Annotated in this window: 19 protein-coding genes; 9 read left to right on the forward strand and 10 right to left on the reverse strand. The window is 72.7% G+C overall.

The window, feature by feature from the left end:
- The first annotated feature begins 23 nt into the window (after nt 1–23).
- Entirely contained in the window at nt 24–533 is a 510-nt protein-coding gene (locus AB0E05_RS10045; RefSeq protein WP_361961265.1) for a DUF5949 family protein, read from the forward strand.
- Here the strand turns inward: AB0E05_RS10045 and AB0E05_RS10050 are convergent.
- Nucleotides 530–1,819: a cytochrome P450 gene (locus AB0E05_RS10050; protein ID WP_361961267.1), complete on the reverse strand. Its 1,290-nt coding sequence runs from the start codon at nt 1,817–1,819 to the stop codon at nt 530–532. The genes AB0E05_RS10045 and AB0E05_RS10050 overlap by 4 nt on opposite strands.
- A 249-nt stretch (nt 1,820–2,068) precedes the next feature.
- Here AB0E05_RS10050 and AB0E05_RS10055 point away from each other — a divergent pair, with 249 nt between their 5' ends.
- The 3 genes from AB0E05_RS10055 to AB0E05_RS10065 all read left to right on the forward strand — a co-directional run bounded on the left by AB0E05_RS10055 (nt 2,069) and on the right by AB0E05_RS10065 (nt 4,100).
- Nucleotides 2,069–2,569, forward strand: a complete 501-nt coding sequence (locus AB0E05_RS10055) for a hypothetical protein (protein ID WP_361961269.1) — start codon at nt 2,069–2,071, stop codon at nt 2,567–2,569.
- A 146-nt stretch (nt 2,570–2,715) separates the two neighbouring features.
- Nucleotides 2,716–3,183 (forward strand): tyrosinase family oxidase copper chaperone, encoded by a 468-nt coding sequence (locus tag AB0E05_RS10060; RefSeq protein WP_361961271.1) that lies wholly within the window; start codon nt 2,716–2,718, stop codon nt 3,181–3,183.
- A gap of 56 nt (nt 3,184–3,239) precedes the next feature.
- Nucleotides 3,240–4,100, forward strand: coding sequence for a tyrosinase family protein (locus tag AB0E05_RS10065; protein WP_361961534.1), 861 nt, complete (start codon nt 3,240–3,242; stop codon nt 4,098–4,100).
- 83 nt (nt 4,101–4,183) lie between these two features.
- Here the strand turns inward: AB0E05_RS10065 and AB0E05_RS10070 are convergent, their stop codons facing one another.
- Nucleotides 4,184–4,441 carry a chaplin gene (locus AB0E05_RS10070; RefSeq protein ID WP_361546131.1) on the reverse strand — a complete coding sequence of 86 codons (258 nt, stop codon included), beginning with the start codon at nt 4,439–4,441 and terminating at the stop codon, nt 4,184–4,186.
- Nucleotides 4,442–4,602: 161 nt separating this feature from the next.
- Here AB0E05_RS10070 and AB0E05_RS10075 point away from each other — a divergent pair, with 161 nt between their 5' ends.
- Complete coding sequence (locus AB0E05_RS10075) at nt 4,603–4,830, forward strand: hypothetical protein (RefSeq protein ID WP_361961274.1); 228 nt, start codon at nt 4,603–4,605, stop codon at nt 4,828–4,830.
- Between the two features lie 11 nt (nt 4,831–4,841).
- On the opposite strand, the gene AB0E05_RS10080 is transcribed toward AB0E05_RS10075, so the two are convergent.
- Nucleotides 4,842–6,467: a D-aminoacylase gene (locus AB0E05_RS10080; RefSeq protein ID WP_361961276.1), complete on the reverse strand. Its 1,626-nt coding sequence runs from the start codon at nt 6,465–6,467 to the stop codon at nt 4,842–4,844.
- 16 nt (nt 6,468–6,483) lie between these two features.
- Entirely contained in the window at nt 6,484–7,761 is a 1,278-nt protein-coding gene (locus tag AB0E05_RS10085; RefSeq protein WP_361961278.1) for an amino acid deaminase, read from the reverse strand.
- 215 nt (nt 7,762–7,976) lie between these two features.
- Here AB0E05_RS10085 and AB0E05_RS10090 point away from each other — a divergent pair, with 215 nt between their 5' ends.
- The 4 genes from AB0E05_RS10090 to AB0E05_RS10105 all read left to right on the forward strand — a co-directional run bounded on the left by AB0E05_RS10090 (nt 7,977) and on the right by AB0E05_RS10105 (nt 11,898).
- Nucleotides 7,977–8,987: a sugar kinase gene (locus tag AB0E05_RS10090; RefSeq protein WP_361961536.1), complete on the forward strand. Its 1,011-nt coding sequence runs from the start codon at nt 7,977–7,979 to the stop codon at nt 8,985–8,987.
- Nucleotides 8,984–9,736, forward strand: a complete 753-nt coding sequence (locus tag AB0E05_RS10095; RefSeq protein WP_361546118.1) for an IclR family transcriptional regulator — start codon at nt 8,984–8,986, stop codon at nt 9,734–9,736. The genes AB0E05_RS10090 and AB0E05_RS10095 overlap by 4 nt, the downstream gene beginning before the upstream one ends.
- A 72-nt stretch (nt 9,737–9,808) precedes the next feature.
- Nucleotides 9,809–10,219, forward strand: coding sequence for a RidA family protein (locus AB0E05_RS10100; protein ID WP_361961281.1), 411 nt, complete (start codon nt 9,809–9,811; stop codon nt 10,217–10,219).
- A gap of 197 nt (nt 10,220–10,416) precedes the next feature.
- Nucleotides 10,417–11,898: a gluconate:H+ symporter gene (locus AB0E05_RS10105; protein WP_361961283.1), complete on the forward strand. Its 1,482-nt coding sequence runs from the start codon at nt 10,417–10,419 to the stop codon at nt 11,896–11,898.
- A 277-nt stretch (nt 11,899–12,175) separates the two neighbouring features.
- On the opposite strand, the gene AB0E05_RS10110 is transcribed toward AB0E05_RS10105, so the two are convergent.
- The 6 genes from AB0E05_RS10110 to AB0E05_RS10135 are packed head-to-tail and all read right to left on the reverse strand — an operon-like array spanning nt 12,176 to nt 17,539.
- Entirely contained in the window at nt 12,176–13,432 is a 1,257-nt protein-coding gene (locus AB0E05_RS10110; RefSeq protein WP_361961285.1) for a cytochrome P450, read from the reverse strand.
- The gene (locus AB0E05_RS10115; RefSeq protein WP_361961287.1) at nt 13,429–14,700 is read right to left on the reverse strand and encodes a cytochrome P450; all 1,272 of its coding nucleotides are present in this window, start codon (nt 14,698–14,700) and stop codon (nt 13,429–13,431) included. Before AB0E05_RS10115 ends, AB0E05_RS10110 begins: the two co-directional genes overlap by 4 nt.
- On the reverse strand, nt 14,697–15,320 hold the full coding sequence (locus AB0E05_RS10120; RefSeq protein WP_361961289.1) for an ATP/GTP-binding protein: 624 nt from the start codon (nt 15,318–15,320) through the stop codon (nt 14,697–14,699). Before AB0E05_RS10120 ends, AB0E05_RS10115 begins: the two co-directional genes overlap by 4 nt.
- Nucleotides 15,301–15,657: a DUF742 domain-containing protein gene (locus AB0E05_RS10125; RefSeq protein ID WP_361961291.1), complete on the reverse strand. Its 357-nt coding sequence runs from the start codon at nt 15,655–15,657 to the stop codon at nt 15,301–15,303. The genes AB0E05_RS10120 and AB0E05_RS10125 overlap by 20 nt, the downstream gene beginning before the upstream one ends.
- Before the next feature lie 5 nt (nt 15,658–15,662).
- Nucleotides 15,663–16,091, reverse strand: a complete 429-nt coding sequence (locus AB0E05_RS10130) for a roadblock/LC7 domain-containing protein (RefSeq protein ID WP_361961293.1) — start codon at nt 16,089–16,091, stop codon at nt 15,663–15,665.
- Nucleotides 16,088–17,539, reverse strand: a complete 1,452-nt coding sequence (locus AB0E05_RS10135) for an ATP-binding protein (RefSeq protein WP_361961294.1) — start codon at nt 17,537–17,539, stop codon at nt 16,088–16,090. Before AB0E05_RS10135 ends, AB0E05_RS10130 begins: the two co-directional genes overlap by 4 nt.
- Between the last annotated feature and the right edge of the window lie 180 nt (nt 17,540–17,719).

Raw genomic sequence — 17,719 nt, forward strand, 5'->3', positions numbered from 1 at the left:
TCAGGGCACTAGGGTGCCGAGCCATGAGCACTGCGAACACCACCAAAACCACCAAAACCACTGTCCGGCGCAGCTACTTGGGCACCCTTTCCGTACTCGCCTGGACCGGTGACCCCGACGCCGGGCACGACATGCCGTACCTCCTCGTCTATTCCCTCGGCGACGGCGACGGAAATGACGAGGAGCGCACCGCGGCCGTGCTCGGAATGATCGACGAATGCGGGCTCAAGGTCGGTGACATGACCGATGCGACGCCCACTTCCGTGAACTCCCCGATCCGGCTGCTCGTCGAAGGCGGCCAGGCCGTCCTCACCATGCCGTACCTCAGCGCCCAGTGCCCCGCGCCCGAGGAGTGGCTGACCGCGGTGGACGGGCGGGGGCACGTGCACCTCATCGTCGCGAGCCGCCCCTGGCCGGAGGCGACCCCGGGGCAGCCGGTCACCGAGGAGACGCTCCAGGCGTTCCTCGGGACGGAGGAGGCGCTGCTGTCCTCGGCCCACGTGCTGCTGCGCGTCAGCGAACTGCGCACCTAGGGCCTTTCCGCGAAGGCGAACGGCAGCGCCCGCACCCGGTTGTCGAAGTTCGAGTCGACCAGCTCGGCCGGGCCGGTCGCCCGTAGCCCCTCCGTACGGGACAGCAAGGCGCCGAACAGCGCCTTCATCTCCTGGCGCGCCAGGTGCGAGCCCAGGCAGTAGTGCGGGCCGCCGCCCCCGTACCCCAGGTGCGGATTGGGGGAGCGCGTGATGTCGAAGGCGTCGGGGGAGTCGAAGACCGCCTCGTCGCGATTGGCCGAGGCGTAGAAGAGCACCACCTTCTCGCCCGGGCGGAAGGTCCGTCCGCCCAGTTCGCACTCGGCCACCACCGTGCGCCGGAACTGGATGATCGGGGTGGAGTGGCGCACGATCTCGTCCACCGCGCCGTCCGCGTACCGCTCGAAGTCCGATTCGAGCAGGGCGCACTGACCGGGGTGGTCGGTCAGCAGGACGAGGCCGTGGGCGATGGCGTTGCGGGTCGTCTCCACCCCGGCGACCAGCAGCAGTGAGAAGAACGCGCCGAGTTGGCGCGAGGACAGCGCCCGGCCGTCGACGTCCGCGGTGACCAGCGCCGAGATCAGGTCGTCCGCGGGGGCCCGCCGGCGCTCGCGCGCCAGCTTCGCCATCACGACGTGGAGGTGGGCCAGGGCGTGCAGCCCGCGGCCGGGCACCCGCAGTCGGCGCCGTGCGACGCCCGCCCGGGCCGACGCCTCGTCGATCCGCTGGGCGATCTCGATGCGGTGGCGCTCGGGGATCCCCATCAGGTCGCAGATGATCTGGAACGGCATCCGGGAGGCGACGGCCGCCACGAAGTCCGTCGGCCGGTCCCGCAGCACCTCGTCCACGATGCGGTCGGCCACCGCCCGCACGTTGTCCTCGGCCGCGGCCAGCAGGCGCGGTGTGAAGGCGCGGGCCACGACCTTGCGCAGCGCGGCGTGCTTGGGGTCGTCCAGGTTCACCATGGAGTCGCCGAAGACGGCCTTGACCCAGCCCGCGGGCTCGGGGGTGGTGACGCCGGGGGCGCTGGCGAAGCGGCGCGGGTCGCGGCTGGCCTCCTGGACGTCGGCATGGCGTACGAGGGCGTGGAAGCCGCCCGTGCGCCTGCCCCTGCGCCCGTCCGCCGCGCCGAAGCGCACCGGGGCGTCCAGGGTGCGCAGCAGCGCGAAGGACTCCAGCCGGCGGGCGCGCGGCAGCGCCCAGAACGAGACGTCGGCGAGGTCGACGTCCGCGAGCCGGAGCGGAGCCGTCGGTACGGGGGTGGTGGGGGTGGGGGGCGGAGTGGCCACGGCGGTCGAACCTCCTCGGGTCGGGGCCGCCATGGTGGCTCACAACTGGGCTGCTATATGAACCCCTTGAGGTCGTACGGGCGTTTCCGGCACTTCATTGTGTTTGCTCCGCATTGCTGCATTCGAGGGAATCGTGTGCTGGTCCGGTCGGCTCGCTCGTTCTCCCCGCAGGCCGCCTCCCGTTGACGCCGGGACGACGAATGAGAACGGCTGAAGAGCCGAAGAACACATGAGGGGACACATCCATCCATGAAGCTGACCACCCGGGGTTCCGTCGCGGCGGCATGGGCGTGCGTGACGGCGGCCGTGGGGGCCGCGCCCGCCGTCGCCGGCACGTCCGTGCCGGTCACGGTGCCGCTGGCGAGCCTGGAGACGGTCGCCCCGATCGAGGCGCCCGCGCCCGGCACCGGCGTCCCCGTGCCGGTGCCGGGCGCGCCGGCGGCGCCGGCCCACGTCGCCGGGCAGTTGCTGCCGCACGGGGCGCTGCCCCAGGTGCCGTTCACCGGCGAGCTGCCCGGGACCGCGGTCGAGGTGCCGGTGGAGCGCCCGCTGGGCGAGGGCGCCCTCACCGCCGGGGTGACCTCGGACGCGACCGACCTGGTGTTCGCCACGCCGGGCGCCTCGCTCGGGGCGCCGCTGTCCGCGCCGCGGCCCGAACTGTTCGGACAGCCGGAGCCGGTGCTGCCCGAGGTGGCGCTGCTCACGCCGACGCTGCGGGGCGCGCCCGCCGCGCGCGTCCTGTTGGGCTGACCCGCACGGGCCTGCTGACGGCCGGGGTGACTGTCGTACCGGTCGCGCCGTCCGCGCCACTCGTATGAGGAACCCTTTCGCAGCCCCCTCGTTGACAGGGGGACGCATCACCCCGTCATTCGCGAACCGGACGAAAGGGAGAATCCATGCGCACCCCCGACCAGCGCGGCACGAGCCGCCGCACCCGGCGCTTCGCGCTGCGCACGCTCTTCACGATCGGCGTGGTCGGGGGCACGGCGGGAGCCCTCGCACCGCTCGTGCGCCACGGAGGCGAGCGGACCGGTGCGCCGGACGCCGCGGCGGCGGGCGCCGGCGCACCCGACGCGACGGAGCGGTTCGCGGAGACGTACCGGGGCCGGCGCATCGAGGGCTCCGCGACCGTTCTGGTCCCCGCCCGCCGCGCCACCGGCGTCGCGCCGGCGACCGCCGCCGAGCACACCGTCGAGGTGCGGATCGACGGCCGCCCGCTGCACGTCATGCGCCGGGCCGACGGCAGTTATCTGAGCGCGGTGAACCACTACGAGTCGTTCCCGACGCTGCGCGGGGCGGCCCGCGCGGCGGTCGACGACCTGGGCACCGCCCGCCTCGCCGAAAGCCCGGCCCACGCCCTGTGAGGCGAAAGGAGCCACACCGCATGAGAACCGCAACGCGAACCGACGCGCCCGAGCGGGTGCCCGTCCGCAAGAACCAGCGGGACCTGACCCCGGTCGAGAAGCGGCGCCTGGTGGACGCGCTGCTCCAGCTGAAGAAGTCCGGCCGGTACGACGACTTCGTCGACCTGCACGGCGAGTTCTACGTGACCGACGGCGAGCGCCGCCCGCGCGCCGCCCACATGACGCCGTCGTTCTTCCCCTGGCACCGCCGCTACCTGCTGGAGTTCGAACGGGCGCTCCAGGACGTCGACGAGCGGGTCACCGTCCCGTACTGGGACTGGACGGTGGACTCCTCGCCCACCTCGTCGCTGTGGGCGGACGACTTCCTCGGCGGCACGGGCCGCAGCGGCGACCGCCAGGTGACGACCGGCCCCTTCGCGCACCGCAACGGCGACTGGCGGATCAACTCCGGCGTCCTGGACGGCCGGTACCTCACCCGGGACCTGGGGCGCCCCGCGGACCCGCTGTCCCTGCCGACGCGGGACGACGTGGCCCGGGCGCTGAAGGAGACGCAGTACGACGCGCAGCCCTGGGACTCCACCACGGGCCGCGGGCTCCGCAACGCCATGGAGGGGTGGGCCGCCGGCACCCCCGACCGCTGGCGGATGCACAACCGGGTGCACCGCTGGGTCGGCGGGCTGATGCTGGGCGCCACCTCGCCCAACGACCCCGTGTTCTGGCTGCACCACGCCTACGTCGACCTGCTGTGGGCACGCTGGCAGCAGGCGCACCCGCGCGCCGGCTATCTGCCGCGCACCCCGCTGCCGTCGGGGGATCCGCAGCACGGCCGGGTGTTCGCGCTGGAGGAAGCGCTGCCGCCGTGGGGCGACGCGCCCGCAGCGCTGCTGGACCACGCGCGCTGGTACCGCTACGCGTAGCGGATCCGACCCCGTACACAGGCCGAGGGCCTGCCCTTTCGACCCGAGCGGGTCGAAAGGGCAGGCCCTCGGTGCGGGTCGGCTCAGTAGGCGCCGTGACCGCCACCGTTCACGCAGGTGTTGCCGAACGCGGGGTTCAGCAGCCCGATCACGTCGATGGTGTTGCCGCAGACGTTCACCGGGATGTTGACGGGCACCTGGACGACGTTGCCCGACAGGACGCCGGGGGAGTTGGCGGCGGCACCGTGCGCTCCGGCGTCCGCAACGGCCAGGCCGGCGCCGCCGACCAGGACGGCGCCGGAACCGGCGACGACGGCAGCGGCCTTCGCGATACGCGACATCAAGTTCTCCTTGCACATACAGGACATCGGCCGCATAGTTTGCGACCTTCACGTTGACAACGCGATACCCCGTAGGTGGTAACGGATCATCGGCGAACTGATCGTCTGTGCGAGTGGACGGCGGGCCGTGACCCCGTGCGGGGCCCGGCCGTTGCCCGGGCATGGAGAACCAGAAGCAGCAGAACCGTAGGAGGGCCGCCGTCGTGTGCGCCCTGGCACTGGCGGCCCTGGGCGGCGCGGGCGCGAGCGCGCACGCCGCCCCCGCCGGACCGACGGCCACCGCCGGCGGTCACAGCGCGGGCGAGGTCGACCGCAACATGCTCAAGCCGCCGCCCGGCGGCGTGCTCGCGCCCGTCACGGACCTCGCCGGCGGACTGCTGCCGCGCTGACCGACCGGCGCTCAGGCGCGCGGGGTGCGCCGGACGGACCGGCCGGCCAGGACGTCCGTGCGCACCCCGTCGTACATCGCGAACCGTCCGTCGACCAGGACGTACGGAATGCCCGTGGGCAGGGTGCGCGGGGCGTCGAAGGTGGAGCCGGCGGCGACCGTCGCCGGGTCGAAGAGCACCAGGTCCGCGCGGTAGCCCTCGCGCACCAGGCCCCGGTCCGGGAGCCGCAGTCGGGCGGCCGGCCGGGAGGTGAGGTGGGCGACGGTCTCCTCCAGCGAGAGGATCCCCAACTCGCGGGCGTAACGGCCCAGGTAGTGCGGGAAGGTGCCGTACGCGCGCGGATGCGGCTTGGCGCCCTGGAGGATGCCGTCGCTGCCGCCGGTGTGGACCCGGTGGCGCATGATCGTCCGGACGTTCTCCTCGTGGCCGACGTGCTGGAGGATCGTGGAGCTGAGCCGGTCGTCGATCAGCAGCCGGCGGGCGGTGACCCAGGGGGTCTCGCCGCGGTCCTTCGCCGACTGCTCGATGGTCCGGCCGACGTACGAGGTGAGCTCCGGCCGGCCCACGCCGGAGATCTCGATGGTCTCCCACTCCATCGGCACGCCGTGGCAGCCGTCGGAGCCGATCTCCTCCAGGTGGTGGCGGATCTTCTCGGCCGTCTCGTCGTCCGCGAGCCGGGCCAGCAGCGCGTCGGGGCCGCCCTCGCTCGCCCAGCTCGGCAGGGTCGCCACCAGGGTGGTGGAGCCGGGGGTGTACGGATACGTGTCCAGCGAGATGTCGGCGCCCTCCGCCAGCGCCGCGTCCAGCAGCGCCAGCAGATCGCCAGCCTTGCCCTTGTTCACTCCGAAGTTCATGGTGGCGTGGGCGAGGTGGAGGGCGCAGCCGGCCTCCCGGGTGAGCTGGACCATCTCCTCGTACGCCTGGAGCGCACCCGCGCCGTAGGAGCGGTGGTGCGGGCAGTAGTAGCCGTCGTACCGGGCCACCACCCGGCACAGCTCGGTCAGCTCGGCGGCCGGCGCGTACATCCCGGGGGTGTAGGTCAGCCCGGACGACATGCCGACGGCGCCCTGTTCCAGGCCCTCGGCGACGAGCTGCTTCATCCGGGTCAGCTCGGCGTCGGTGGCCGGGCGGTCGTCCCAGCCCACCGCGTACATCCGCACCGTGCCCTGGGGGACGAGGTAGGCGGCGTTCACCGCGATGCCCCGGTCGAGGCGGTCCAGGTACTCGCCGACGGTGCGCCAGTCGAAGTCGACCGAGTCGGCCGGGTCGCCATCAGGTCCGCCGCCGTTCCAGCCGGCGATGCTGCGGCGCACGCCCTCCAGGGTGCGGTCGTCGACCGGGGCGTACGACAGGCCGTCCTGGCCGAGGACTTCGAGGGTGACGCCCTGGGCGACCTTCGCCTCGTGCCCGGGGTCGCGCAGCAGGGCGAGGTCGCTGTGGGCGTGCATGTCGATGAAGCCGGGCGCGAGGGCCAGCCCGGCGGCGTCGATGGTGCGGGTGGCGGGCGCGAGGTCCGGCGCGGGGTCGCCCTCGCGCCGGATCGCGGCGATCCGGCCGTCCCGCACGTGCACGTCGGCCCGGTAGGAGGCGGCGCCGCTGCCGTCGATGACGCGCGTGTCCCGGATGAGGAGGTCCATGTCGGTGCCGCCTGTCTCAGAAGAAGGTGCGGATGTAGTCGATGACCGTGCCGTCCGCCTCGACGAGCGGGATGAGCTGCCACTTGTCGAAGGCCGTGCAGGGGTGGGACAGGCCCATGCCGATCCAGTCGCCCACTTCCAGGTCGACGTCCGGTGCGGTGCGCACCCAGCCGTGCTGGTCGGACAGGCCGCTGACCTCGATGCCGGTGGCGGGGCGGATCTCGCCGGTGCGGGCGTCCCGCACCACCTGCGCCTCGGGCAGGTCCAGGTCGTACGCCGCGTCCCGCTTGCCCGCGTTGAGGAACGCCTGCGTGGGACCGGGGCGGGAGACGACCTGGGCCCACAGCCGCAGCGCGGGCTGGAGCGCGCCCTCCTCGGGGACCCGGTTGAAGGGGGTCAGATGGCGGTAGTGGCCGTCGTCGTGCGAGACGTACGCGCCGGAGCGCAGCAGCTTCAGGACCGGCCGGGACAGGGTCGGGACCTCGGCGAAGACGTCGGCGACGGCGTCGAACCAGGCGCTGCCGCCGGCGCTGATCACCACGTCGTCGCTGTCGGCGAAGCGGCCGGCGGCGTCGAAGTCGGCCGTCAGCGCGACCAGTCGGCGCAGCCAGGCGCGGACCTTGTCGCCGTCGGCGTCCGGCACCTCGCCCTCGTAGCCGCAGACGCCGACCAGCCGCAGCGTGGTGACGGCGGCGACCGCGTCGGCGACGGCGGCGCACTCGGCCTCCGTACGGGCTCCGGTGCGGGCGCCGTCGCCGGCGCCCAGCTCCACGACGACGTCGACCGGGCGGGTGGCGCCGGCGGCGGTGAGGGCCTGGTCCATCAGCTCGACGCCGCGCACGGAGTCCACGTAGGCGATGAAGCGGAAGTCGGGGTCGCGGTTGAGTTCGCCGGCGAGCCAACGCAGGGCGGCGGCGTCCACGATCTCGTTGGCGAGGAAGATCCGCTGGATGCCGTGGGCCCGGTAGACGCGGGCCTGGTGCGGGACGGCGGCGGTGATGCCCCAGGCGCCGCGCTCCAGCTGGCGGGTGAAGAGCTGGGGCGACATGGAGGTCTTGCCATGCGGGGCGAAGGCGAGGCCGTGGCGCTCGGAGTAGGTCTGGAGGAGGTCGAGGTTGTGCTCGACGGACTCGGCGGAGAGCGCGAGGACGGGAGTGGTGAAGCCGCCGGTGAAGAGGGAGCGCCGCTCGGCCGCCAATTCGGCAACGGTCAGTCCGTCCGCGTCGGGCGGCAGCGCCTTGAAGCGGTGGTCGACCCGTTCGTGGCGGAGTTGGCCCAGCTGATCGGCGGGCATGGACGCCTCCTCGGTTCCTGCGTTGCATTGTCTGCAACGACCATTGCGTATATCGCTCGGTGCTGTCTAACATCCGGCCGAGCGTCGGGTCAATGGATCCGGCGGCCCCAGACACCGCGAGGAGCCCCAGGGTGAGCAGCGTGAACGGACCCGACGTACCGCCCATCGCGGACGTCACCAAGGCGGTCACGGACGTGATCTGCCTCGGCGAGTCCATGGTCACGTTCCTGCCCTCCCGCCCCGGGCGCCTCGCCGACGTCCCGTCCTTCACCCGCGCCATCGGCGGCGCCGAGTCCAACGTGGCCTGCGTGCTGGCCGCGGCCGGCCACCGCACCCGCTGGGTCAGCCGGGTCGGCACGGACGGCTTCGGCGACCACCTCGTGGAGACGATCTCCGGCTACGGCGTCGACACCTCCGCCGTCACCCGCGACGGCTCCCGCCCCACCGGCGTCTACTTCCGCACCGCGGCCGACCGCGCCGCCGACGGCCACGAGGTGGTCTACTACCGCGCCGGCTCCGCCGCCTCCGCGATGTCGCCCGACACCGTCGCGGACGCCCGCGTCAGCGGCGGCAAGGTGCTCCACCTCACCGGCATCACCGCCGCCCTCTCCGCCGACTGCCTCGCGCTGCTGCGCCATCTGCTGCGGCCCCGCGCGGACCGGCCGCTGATCTCCTTCGACGTCAACCACCGGCCCCGGTTGTGGTCCGGCGCCGAAGGCCCGGAGGTCCTGCTCGACCTCGCCCGCGGCGCCGACCTCGTCTTCGTCGGCGAGGACGAGGCCGAAGCCGCCTGGGGCATCAGCGGGCCCGCCGCGATCCGCGCCGCGCTGCCCGAGCCGGCGGTGCTGGTGGTCAAGCAGGGCGCGGCCGGCGCGACGGCCTTCGCCCGCGAGGACGCCGGAGGAGGCGGCGCCGCACCGGCCCCCGTCGACGAGGTCGTCTTCGTGCCCGCGCCGAGCGTGGAGGTCGTCGCCGCCGTCGGCGCGGGCGACGCCTTCGCCGCCGGCTACCTCTCCGCGGCCCTGCGCGGACTGCCGCTGCGCGAGCGGCTCCGCCACGGCCACCTGACCGCCGCCGCCGTGCTCACCGTGGCGGAGGACCTGGGCACACCGCCCGCGACCGAGCGGGCCGATCGCCTGGTAGCACTGGACGACGCGGCCTGGGGGAGACTGCGTCTCGGCCCCGGCTGGACCTCAGCCGAGGATGAGGAGGTACGTACGCCATGAGCCAGACCGTCGACCGCGCGCTCAGCATCCTTCCGCTGCTCGCGCAAGGCCCCGCCGACCTCGGACAGGTCGCGCAGCGCCTCGACGTCCACAAGTCCACCGCGCTGCGGCTGCTGCGTACCCTCCACGACCACGGACTGGTCTTCCGACAGCAGGACCAGCGCTACCGGCTGGGCGCCCGGCTCTTCGCGCTCGCCCAGGAGGCGATCGAGAACCTGGACGTGCGCGAGGTCGCCCACTCCCACCTCGTCACCCTCAACGAACAGATCGGGCACACCGTCCACCTCGCCGTGTACGAGGAGAGCGAGGTGCTCTACATCGACAAGGTGGAGAGCCGCTACCCGGTCCGGATGTACTCCCGGATCGGCAAGCCGGTCGCGATCACCGTCGCCGCGGTGGCCAAGCTGCTGCTCGCCGACCTGAGCGAGACCGAACGGCGGATCATCGCCGAGAAGCTCGACTACCCCCTCTACACCTCCCGTTCGACGCCGAACGCCGCCGCCTTCCTCAAGGAGCTGGCGATCGTGCGCGAACAGGGCTGGGCCACCGACCTCGGCGGACACGAGGAGTCCATCAACTGCATCGGCGCCCCCATCCGCGGCGCCGACGGCAAGGTGGTGGCCGCGATGTCGGTCTCCGCACCGAACGTGGTCGTCACCGCCGACGAACTCCTCACGCTGCTCCCGCTCGTGCGGCGCACCGCCGACGCGATCAGCCGGGAGTACTCGGGGGCGGTCACCCCGCACTGACGCCCCCGCCCGTCCCCGAACCCGCATCCGAACCACCCGCCAGCCACCCTCGCGAAGGAACCGAAGAAGAAGATGACCGAGAAGACCGCGATCGTCCCCGCCACCCACACCGCACCGCCCGCGAAGTTCTCGCACGGCGTCAAGAAGGGCAACATCCTCCAGGTCGCCGGGCAGGTCGGCTTCCTGCCGGCCGTCGAGGGCCAGTCGCCGACGCCCGCCGGCCCCACCCTGCGCGAGCAGACCCTCCAGACCTTCGCCAACGTCAAGGCGGTCCTCGAAGAGGGCGGCGCGAGCTGGGACGACGTGATGATGATGCGCGTCTACCTGACCGACGTGAACCACTTCGCCGAGATGAACGAGATCTACAACGCGTACTTCGAGGAGCAGGGCCTCAAGGCCCCCGCCGCGGCCCGTACCACCGTGTACGTCGGACTGCCGCCCGGCCTGCTCATCGAGATCGACGCCCTCGCCGTACTCGGCTGACCGGCACCACCACCACGAACCGGTCCGCGGGTCGCCCCCTGAACGGCCCGCGGACCTTCTCCACCCCGCATCTCGACCCAGAAACAAGCTTTGCCCCACCCCCACAGCACCACCCCGTACGGCACGGCGCCCCGCCGCGGAGCGCCCTGCCGTGCCCCACCACACCCAAAACCCCTCCACCGACGTAAGGGTTTGTCGTGTTCACCTCTCTCGCCGCATCGGCGCCCGCACCCGAGGCGCCACCCCACACCGGAGGACTGCTCCTCCTCATCGACGGCACCGCGGGCCTGCTGACCGTCGCCGCGCTCGGCATCGTGCTGCTGCTCGTCCTGATCATCAAGATCCGGCTCCAGCCGTTCGTCGCGCTGCTCGCCGTCTCCATAGCCGTCGGCCTCGCCGCCGGACTCTCCGTCACCGAACTCTTCGGCACCATCCAGCGGTCCGCCGCCACCTCGGTCATCGAGACCGGCATGGGTGGCATCCTCGGCCACGTCGCGATCATCATCGGCCTCGGCACCATGCTCGGCGCCATCCTGGAGGTCTCCGGCGGCGCCGAGGTGCTCAGCAAGCGACTCCTCGGCCTCTTCGGGGAGAAGCGCGCACCGCTCGCCATGGGTCTGACCGGTCTGATCTTCGGCATCCCGGTCTTCTTCGACGTCGGCATCTTCGTGCTCGCGCCGATCGTGTACGCCGCGGCCAAGCGCTCCGGGAAGTCGATCCTCCTCTACGCGATGCCGCTGCTGGCGGGTCTGTCGATGACCCACGCCTTCCTGCCGCCGCACCCCGGACCGGTCGCCGCGGCCGGCCTGCTGGACGTCTCGCTCGGCTGGGTCATCCTGATGGGCGTCGTCGTCGGCCTGCCCGCGGTCGCCGCGGCCTGGGTCTTCTCCGACTGGATCGGCAAGCGCATCTACGTCGAGGTGCCGCAGGACATGCTGGAGGCGGCGGAGGAGGCCAAGGCCACCGTCGCCGCGGAGCGCGCGGCGGACGGCAAGGCCGGTCCGGAGAAGCCGGTCTCGCTCGCCACCGTGCTGCTGATCATCGGTACGCCGCTGGTGCTCATCCTCGCCGCCACGTTCTCCTCGATCGCCCTGGACGAGTCCACCTTCCGCTCGGTGGTCGAGTTCTTCGGCAACCCGTTCGTGGCGCTGACCATCGCCCTGTTCATGGCGTACTACCTGCTGGGCATCCGGCGCGGCTGGTCCCGCAAGTCCCTGGAGCAGGTCTCCACCTCCTCGCTGAAGCCGGTCGGCAACATCCTGCTCGTCGTCGGTGCGGGCGGGGTCTTCGGTGCGGTCCTCAAGGCGAGCGGGGTCGCCCAGGCGCTCTCCGACACCTTCGAGGACGTCGGCCTGCCCCTGATCGTCCTCGCGTACCTGATCTCGCTGGTGCTGCGGGTGGCGCAGGGATCGGCGACGGTCGCGATCGTGACCACCGCGGGCATCGTGCTGCCGCTGGTGGAGAGCGGCGACCACTCGCAGCCGTTCCTGGCGCTGGTGATCATGGCGATCTCGGCGGGCTCCATCTTCGCGTCGCACGTCAACGACGGTGGTTTCTGGATCGTCGCGAAGTACTTCGGCATCTCGGAGCGGGACACGCTGAAGTCGTGGACGGTCCTGGAGTGCGTGCTGTCGGTCGTCGGCTTCGCGGTCGCCGCGATCATCAGCCTCTTCTTGTAGCGACCCCGCGTGAGGGGGCGCGGAGCCACCGCGCCCCCTCACGACCTCGCCGGAACCCTGCGGGTGCGGTGGCCTTGTGCAGGCCGTCTGTGGCTTGTCGCGCAGTTCCGCCCCCTGTGCCCTGAGGGCACGGGTGGTACCCCCAGCGCCCCTGAGCCCCTCCTTCTGGCCCGCAGACAAATGGCGGGGCCAGCGCATCAGGGGCGCGGGGAACTGCGCGAACAACCACGACGCACCCGCAGGGACACATCCGCCCGCAGGGGAACGGCGCTCGCGTTCAGGCGTGCAGAAGGACCGGGAAGGACTCCAGGTCGTTCTGGGTGAGTACGGGCAGGTTGCGCAGCTCATCCGCGGGGACCGCGAGCCGCAACCCCGGGAAGCGGGCGAAGATCGCGGGGAGGGCTACCGTCGCCTCCAGGCGGGACAACGCCGCGCCCGGGCAGATGTGCGGGCCGTGGCCGAAGGTCATGTGACGGTTCGGGGCCTGACGCGTCACATCGAACGCGTCCGCGTCCGCGCCGTGCCGCTCGGCGTCCCGGCCGATCGCCCGGTACGAGACGACGAGCGACTCGCCCTTCTCGATGACGAAGCCGTCGACCTCGACGTCCTCCGTCGCGAAGCGCATCAGCAGGTGCGTGACCGGCGGATCCCACCGCAGGGTCTCCTCGACCACCGTCTCCCACGACACCTCGCCGCCCAGCACCAGCGCCAACTGGTCGGGGTGGGTCAGCAGTCCGCGGACCGCGTTGAGGATCAGGCCGACCGTGGTCTCGTGGCCCGCCCCGATCATCGCGGTGAGGTTGCCCACCACCTCGTCCTCCGTCAGCCGCGCCCCGCCGTCCTCCGCGAGGATCAGCGCGCTGGTGAGGTCGTCGGTGGGGCGCTCGGTCTTCTCCCGTACCAGCGCCCGGAAGAGGTCCCACAACTCGCGGTGCGCAGCGAGGCGTTCGTCCTGGGGCGTCGTCAGTGAGAAGAAACGTTTCCACAACTGCATCTGGTGCGGGATGGTGTCCTCCGGCACGCCCATCAGCGTACAGACGACCCCCATCGGCAGGGGCTGCGCGAACGCGGTCTTGAGGTCCACCCGGGCGCCCTCGCCGCGCTCCTCCGCGGCGAGCGCGCCGGCCGCCACGTCCGCCAGCAGCTGCTCGGTCAGCCGCTCCACCACCGGCCGCAGCGCGTCCAGCCGCCGCGGGGTGATCGCCTGCGCCGTCTTCGCCCGCAGCCGCCGGTGCTCCTCGCCGTCCTCGGTGAACATCGAACGCCCCGGGTCCACCATCGCGATCAGCGGCCACTCCCGGGTCACCGCCCCCGACTGCCACAGCCCCCACGCGTTGATGTCCTTGACCAGCCGCGGATCCGTCAGCAGCCGCCGGGCGACGGCGTGCCGGGTGACCGTCCAGGCGGGTGCGCCCAGCAGGTCGATCCGGACGAAGGGACCCTCCGCGCACAGCCGCGCGGTCTCCCCGGCCAGGTCGCGCACCAGGGGGTCGAGGACGACGGCGGGCGCCAGGGCGGCGCGGGCTGGGCTCACGGGCGGTCTCCTGTCGGGGGAATCGGCGTGAAGCGGACGGGCACGGCCGTCATCCCCCGCAGGAAGGACGACGGACGCCGCACCAAGGTCCGTGCGGGCACCGCGAGATCGAGGTCGGGCAGTCGGTCCAGCATCACCTCGATGCCCGTCCGGGCGATGATTTCAGCGATTTCCTGTGCCGGGAAGGGGCAGCGGTACTCCCCGTGGCTGAAGGAGAAGTGCGCGCTGTTGCCGCCCTGCGACGGCGCGAACTGCTGCTGGATCAACGGATCCGCGTTGGCCGCGGCCAGCCCGAGCAGCAACATGTCGCCGGAGCGGATCTGCCGGCCGCTCAGGAAGGTGTCCCGGGCCGCCCACCGCCCCGCCAGGATCTGCGTCGGGGTGTCCTCCCACAGCACCTCGTTCATCGCCTGCCCGATGCTGTGCCGACCGCCGCCGAGCGCCGCGGCGAACCGGTCGTCGGTGAGCATCAACCGGATCGTGTTGCCGATCCAGTCCGCGGTCGGCAGGAACCCGGCGGCCGTCACGTCCTTGACGTTGAGCATGACCTCTTCGTCCGTGAAGCCCTCGCCGTTGGCCAGCATCCAGGACACCACGTCGTCACCGGGCTCGGCGCGCTTGGCCTTCACCAGCCGCTGCATCTGCTCCATGTACGCCAGGTACGCCTGCTGCGCGCCCTCGCCGCCGTCCGCCAACTCGCCCAGCACCCGGGCCAGTACGGCGCCCTCCTCGTCCGAGAAGCCGACGATCCGGGCCAGCGCCAGCACCGGCAGCGGCTTGGCGAACTCCGCCAGCAACTCGGCCTCGCCGCGCCCGCAGAAGGAGTCGATCAGCCGGTCCGCCAGCTCTTCGCAGAGCCCGCGCAGCTCGACCGGGTCGACCTCCTCCAGCGCCGCGCCGACCAAGGTGGCGTGGCGGCGGTGCGCCTCGCCGGCGGTGAAGTAGATCGACGGCATGGGCTGCCCGATCATCGGCCGCAGCGGCCAGTCCGCCGGCACCTTCTCCCACTGGTTCCACAGGCTCACGTCGCGCGGGAACAGCTCCGGGTCGCTGGTGACCTGGTGCATCTCGCTGTAGCCGATCACCAGCCAGGCGGGGAAGCCGCCGGGCAGCTCGACCGGGACCACCGGGCCGTGCTCCCGGCGCATCTCGCGGTAGAGCTGGTGCGGGTCGGTGTGGAAGCGGGGGCCGCTGAGCGGCACGGCGCCGGCGCGGTCGCCGGAGCGCACCGGGCAGCCGCCGTCAGAAGCGGGTTCTGGGGTGGTCATAAGGCCGTCTCCGAAGTGCCGACGAGTGCTTGCAGGTGCTGGACCAGGGAGATGAGCACGCTCTTGCTGGACTCGCGCGAGCGGGCGTCGCAGTCGACCAGCGGCACGTGCGGATCGAGGTCCAGGGCCTCCCTGATCCGGTCGGCGGAGTGCGGCGGGCCGCCGAAGTCGTTGCGGGCCACGATGAACGGGGTCCCGTGGTGCTCCAACCGGTCGATGGCGTACCAGGAGTCCGCGAGCCGACGGTCGTCCACCAGCACCACCGCGCCCAGCGTGCCGCTGAAGAGCCGGTCCCACAGGAACCAGAAGCGCTCCTGCCCGGGCGCGCCGAACAGGTACAGCACCGTCCGGTCGTCCAGGCTGATCCGGCCGAAGTCGAAGGCGACCGTGGTGGCGGACTTGTCCGGCACCGCCCGCAGGTCGTCGACGTACTGGCTGGCCTGGGTCATCGTCTCCTCGGTGTTCAGCGGCCTGATGTCGCTGACCGAGCGCACCAACGTGGTCTTGCCCACCCCGAAGCCACCGACGATGACGATCTTCAGCCCGTTGTCCGCCGTACGGCTCAGGGGGGTACGGGACGCCTGGCGCGGCTCGGCGCGGTCAGAGTTGCCGGAGTCCAACGAGCACCTTCTCCAAGGTCGCGTGGTCGGGGAGCCGCGAGGAGGACGCGGCGGTCCGCGGATGGCGGACGGTGATCCGGCCCGCATCCAGCAGATCGGACAGCAGGATCTTGGTGATGCTCACCGGTAACCGCAGCTCCGCCGCGATCTCCACGACGGCCACCGGCAGCCGGCACAGCCGCAGGATCGCGGCGTGCTCGGACTGCATCCCGCGGGCCGGCTCGCACTCGCCCACGACCAGGGTGACGAGGTCGAAGTCGTCCCGGCTGGGCCGGCTGCGGCCCCCGGTCAGCGTGTACAGGCGATCCGGGCCCTCGTCCCGGAAGAAACGGCCCATGCCGCTCATCCCGCAGCGCTCGAACCGGCGCCGGAGCGGGGCGGCGTGCTCAGGTGCTCGCCCAACTGCTCGACCAGCTCCAGCATGTTGTGGCCGACCAGGCCCGCGTCGGCGTCCTCGGCGGCCACCACGGCCACGTGACTGCCGGCGCCGGCCTCCGCGATGAACAGGATGCCGCCGTAGAACTCGGTCATCGACTGGCGCACGCCGCCGGAGCCGTCGCCGAACTCCACGGACGCGCCGTGCGAAAGGCTCTGGATGCCGGCGGATATCGCGGAGAGCTGGTCGGCCCGGTCCTCGCTCAACCCGGCGGTGTGGCAGAGCTTGAGGCCGTCCCGGGACAGCACCAGCGCGTGCCGGGCGCCGGGCGTGCGCTCCAGGAGTCCTTCCAGCAGCCAGCCGAGGCCAGTAGCACCGGTGGCGGATGCGGTCATCGGTCGTCCTCCGAGAGGGGAGATGCAGTGCTTACGGGGGGTGTCTGCGAGGTGCCCCGGTCGGCGGCACCTTCGGCGGCGGTGCTGTCGTCCTGGCCGGTGACGGCCCGACGGAAGGCGCCGAACCGGGCGCCGGCGCCCGCGGAGCGCGGACGGGCCGTCCCGGAGGTCGGGTCGGGCTGCCGCGGTACGGCGGAGGTGGGCAGTCCTTCGGGGTGGGTCGCCGCCAGCGTACGGCCGCGGCGCCGCTTGGGCAGCGCGCCGGCCGTCGAGGGGCGGGCGAAGTCCGCTCGGTCGTGCTCGGCGCCGCGGCCCGGGCCGCGGTCGAGGTCGTGCTCGGCGCCGTGGTCGCGTCCGCGGCCGGGGGCACGGTCGGGGTCACGGTCCGCGGGGGCGGGGCCGCCGGCGGCCACCAGCGGGCGCCGCAGCGCCGCCGGCTGCGGCTCCTCGGGCCTGCTGCGGGTGATCAGCTCCTGCGGGATCATCACGACCACGCCGGTGCCGCCGATCGCGGACGGGCGGAAGGAGACCGTGAGTCCGTGCTTCTTCGCCAGCCGGCCCACCACGGCGAGCCCGAGTCGGGTGCCGGCGAGCGTCGACAGGTCACCGGCCTCGCCGGACACCGCGCGCTCCGCGCGGCGCAGCGCGGTGTCGCTCATCACGAGCCCGCTGTCCTCGACGGTGATCACCGCGCCGGCCGGCACCTCCGCCACGTAGCCGTGGACGTCGGTGGTCGGCGGGGAGAAGTTGCAGGCGTTGTCGAGGAGTTCGGCCAGCACGTGCATCACGCCCTCCGCCGCGTGGCCCGCGACGGCGATGTCCGCCACGGAACGCAGCCGGATGCGCTGGTAGCCCGCGACCCGGCCCATGGCGCCGCGCAGGATCGACTCCATCGGGATGGGCTTGGCCCAGCGCCGGCCCGAGCGGGCGCCGCTCAGCACGGCGATGCTGTCGGCCAACCGGCCGGCCTGCGCGGTGCGGTGGTCCAGGTGCAGCAGGTCGGCGAGGACGTCCTCGTCGTCGTGCCGGTGCTCCATCTCCCGCAGGTCCGCGAGCATGCCGGTGGTCATGGCCTGCATGCGGCCGGCGGCGTTCGCGCACGCGGCCATCGCCGCTGCGCGCCGCTTCTCGCCCAGCGACGCCTCCCGCGCGGCGGCTGCCCGCCGGCGCTCGATGTGCTCCGCCTCCTCGGCGACGGCGCGCAGCGCGCGCTGGTACGCCGGGTTCGCCGGGGCGGGTACGGAGGAGAGCGCCGCGAGCGCGGGTGCCCCCTGTCGTACGGCGGCGAGCAGCGCGGGAACGGACTGCTCGGCGAACCGCTCGGCTTCTGCGGCCAGTTGGGCGGCGTGCGCGCCGGCGCGCCGGGCTCGTGCCCGGTGGACCAGCATCGCCACCAAAGCGGCGCAGATGAAGAGGGCGGCGACTGAGGCGACGCCGATGACGGCCATCAACTGCTCCTCGGGCACGGGGAGACGCGTGCGGAATTGCTCAACTCCCGGGACCTTATAGAACAGATGACGGCTCCACCAGCGACATCAAAGGACAACCTCGGTCGCCCGGAGCCCGGAGCGACGGGCCCCGGGGGCGCGGGGGCGGGCCGATCATCGGCGTTTCGGCCGTCGGTGGCT

Source organism: Streptomyces sp. NPDC048057, from assembly GCF_040653095.1.
Classification (GTDB): Bacteria; Actinomycetota; Actinomycetes; order Streptomycetales; family Streptomycetaceae; genus Streptomyces.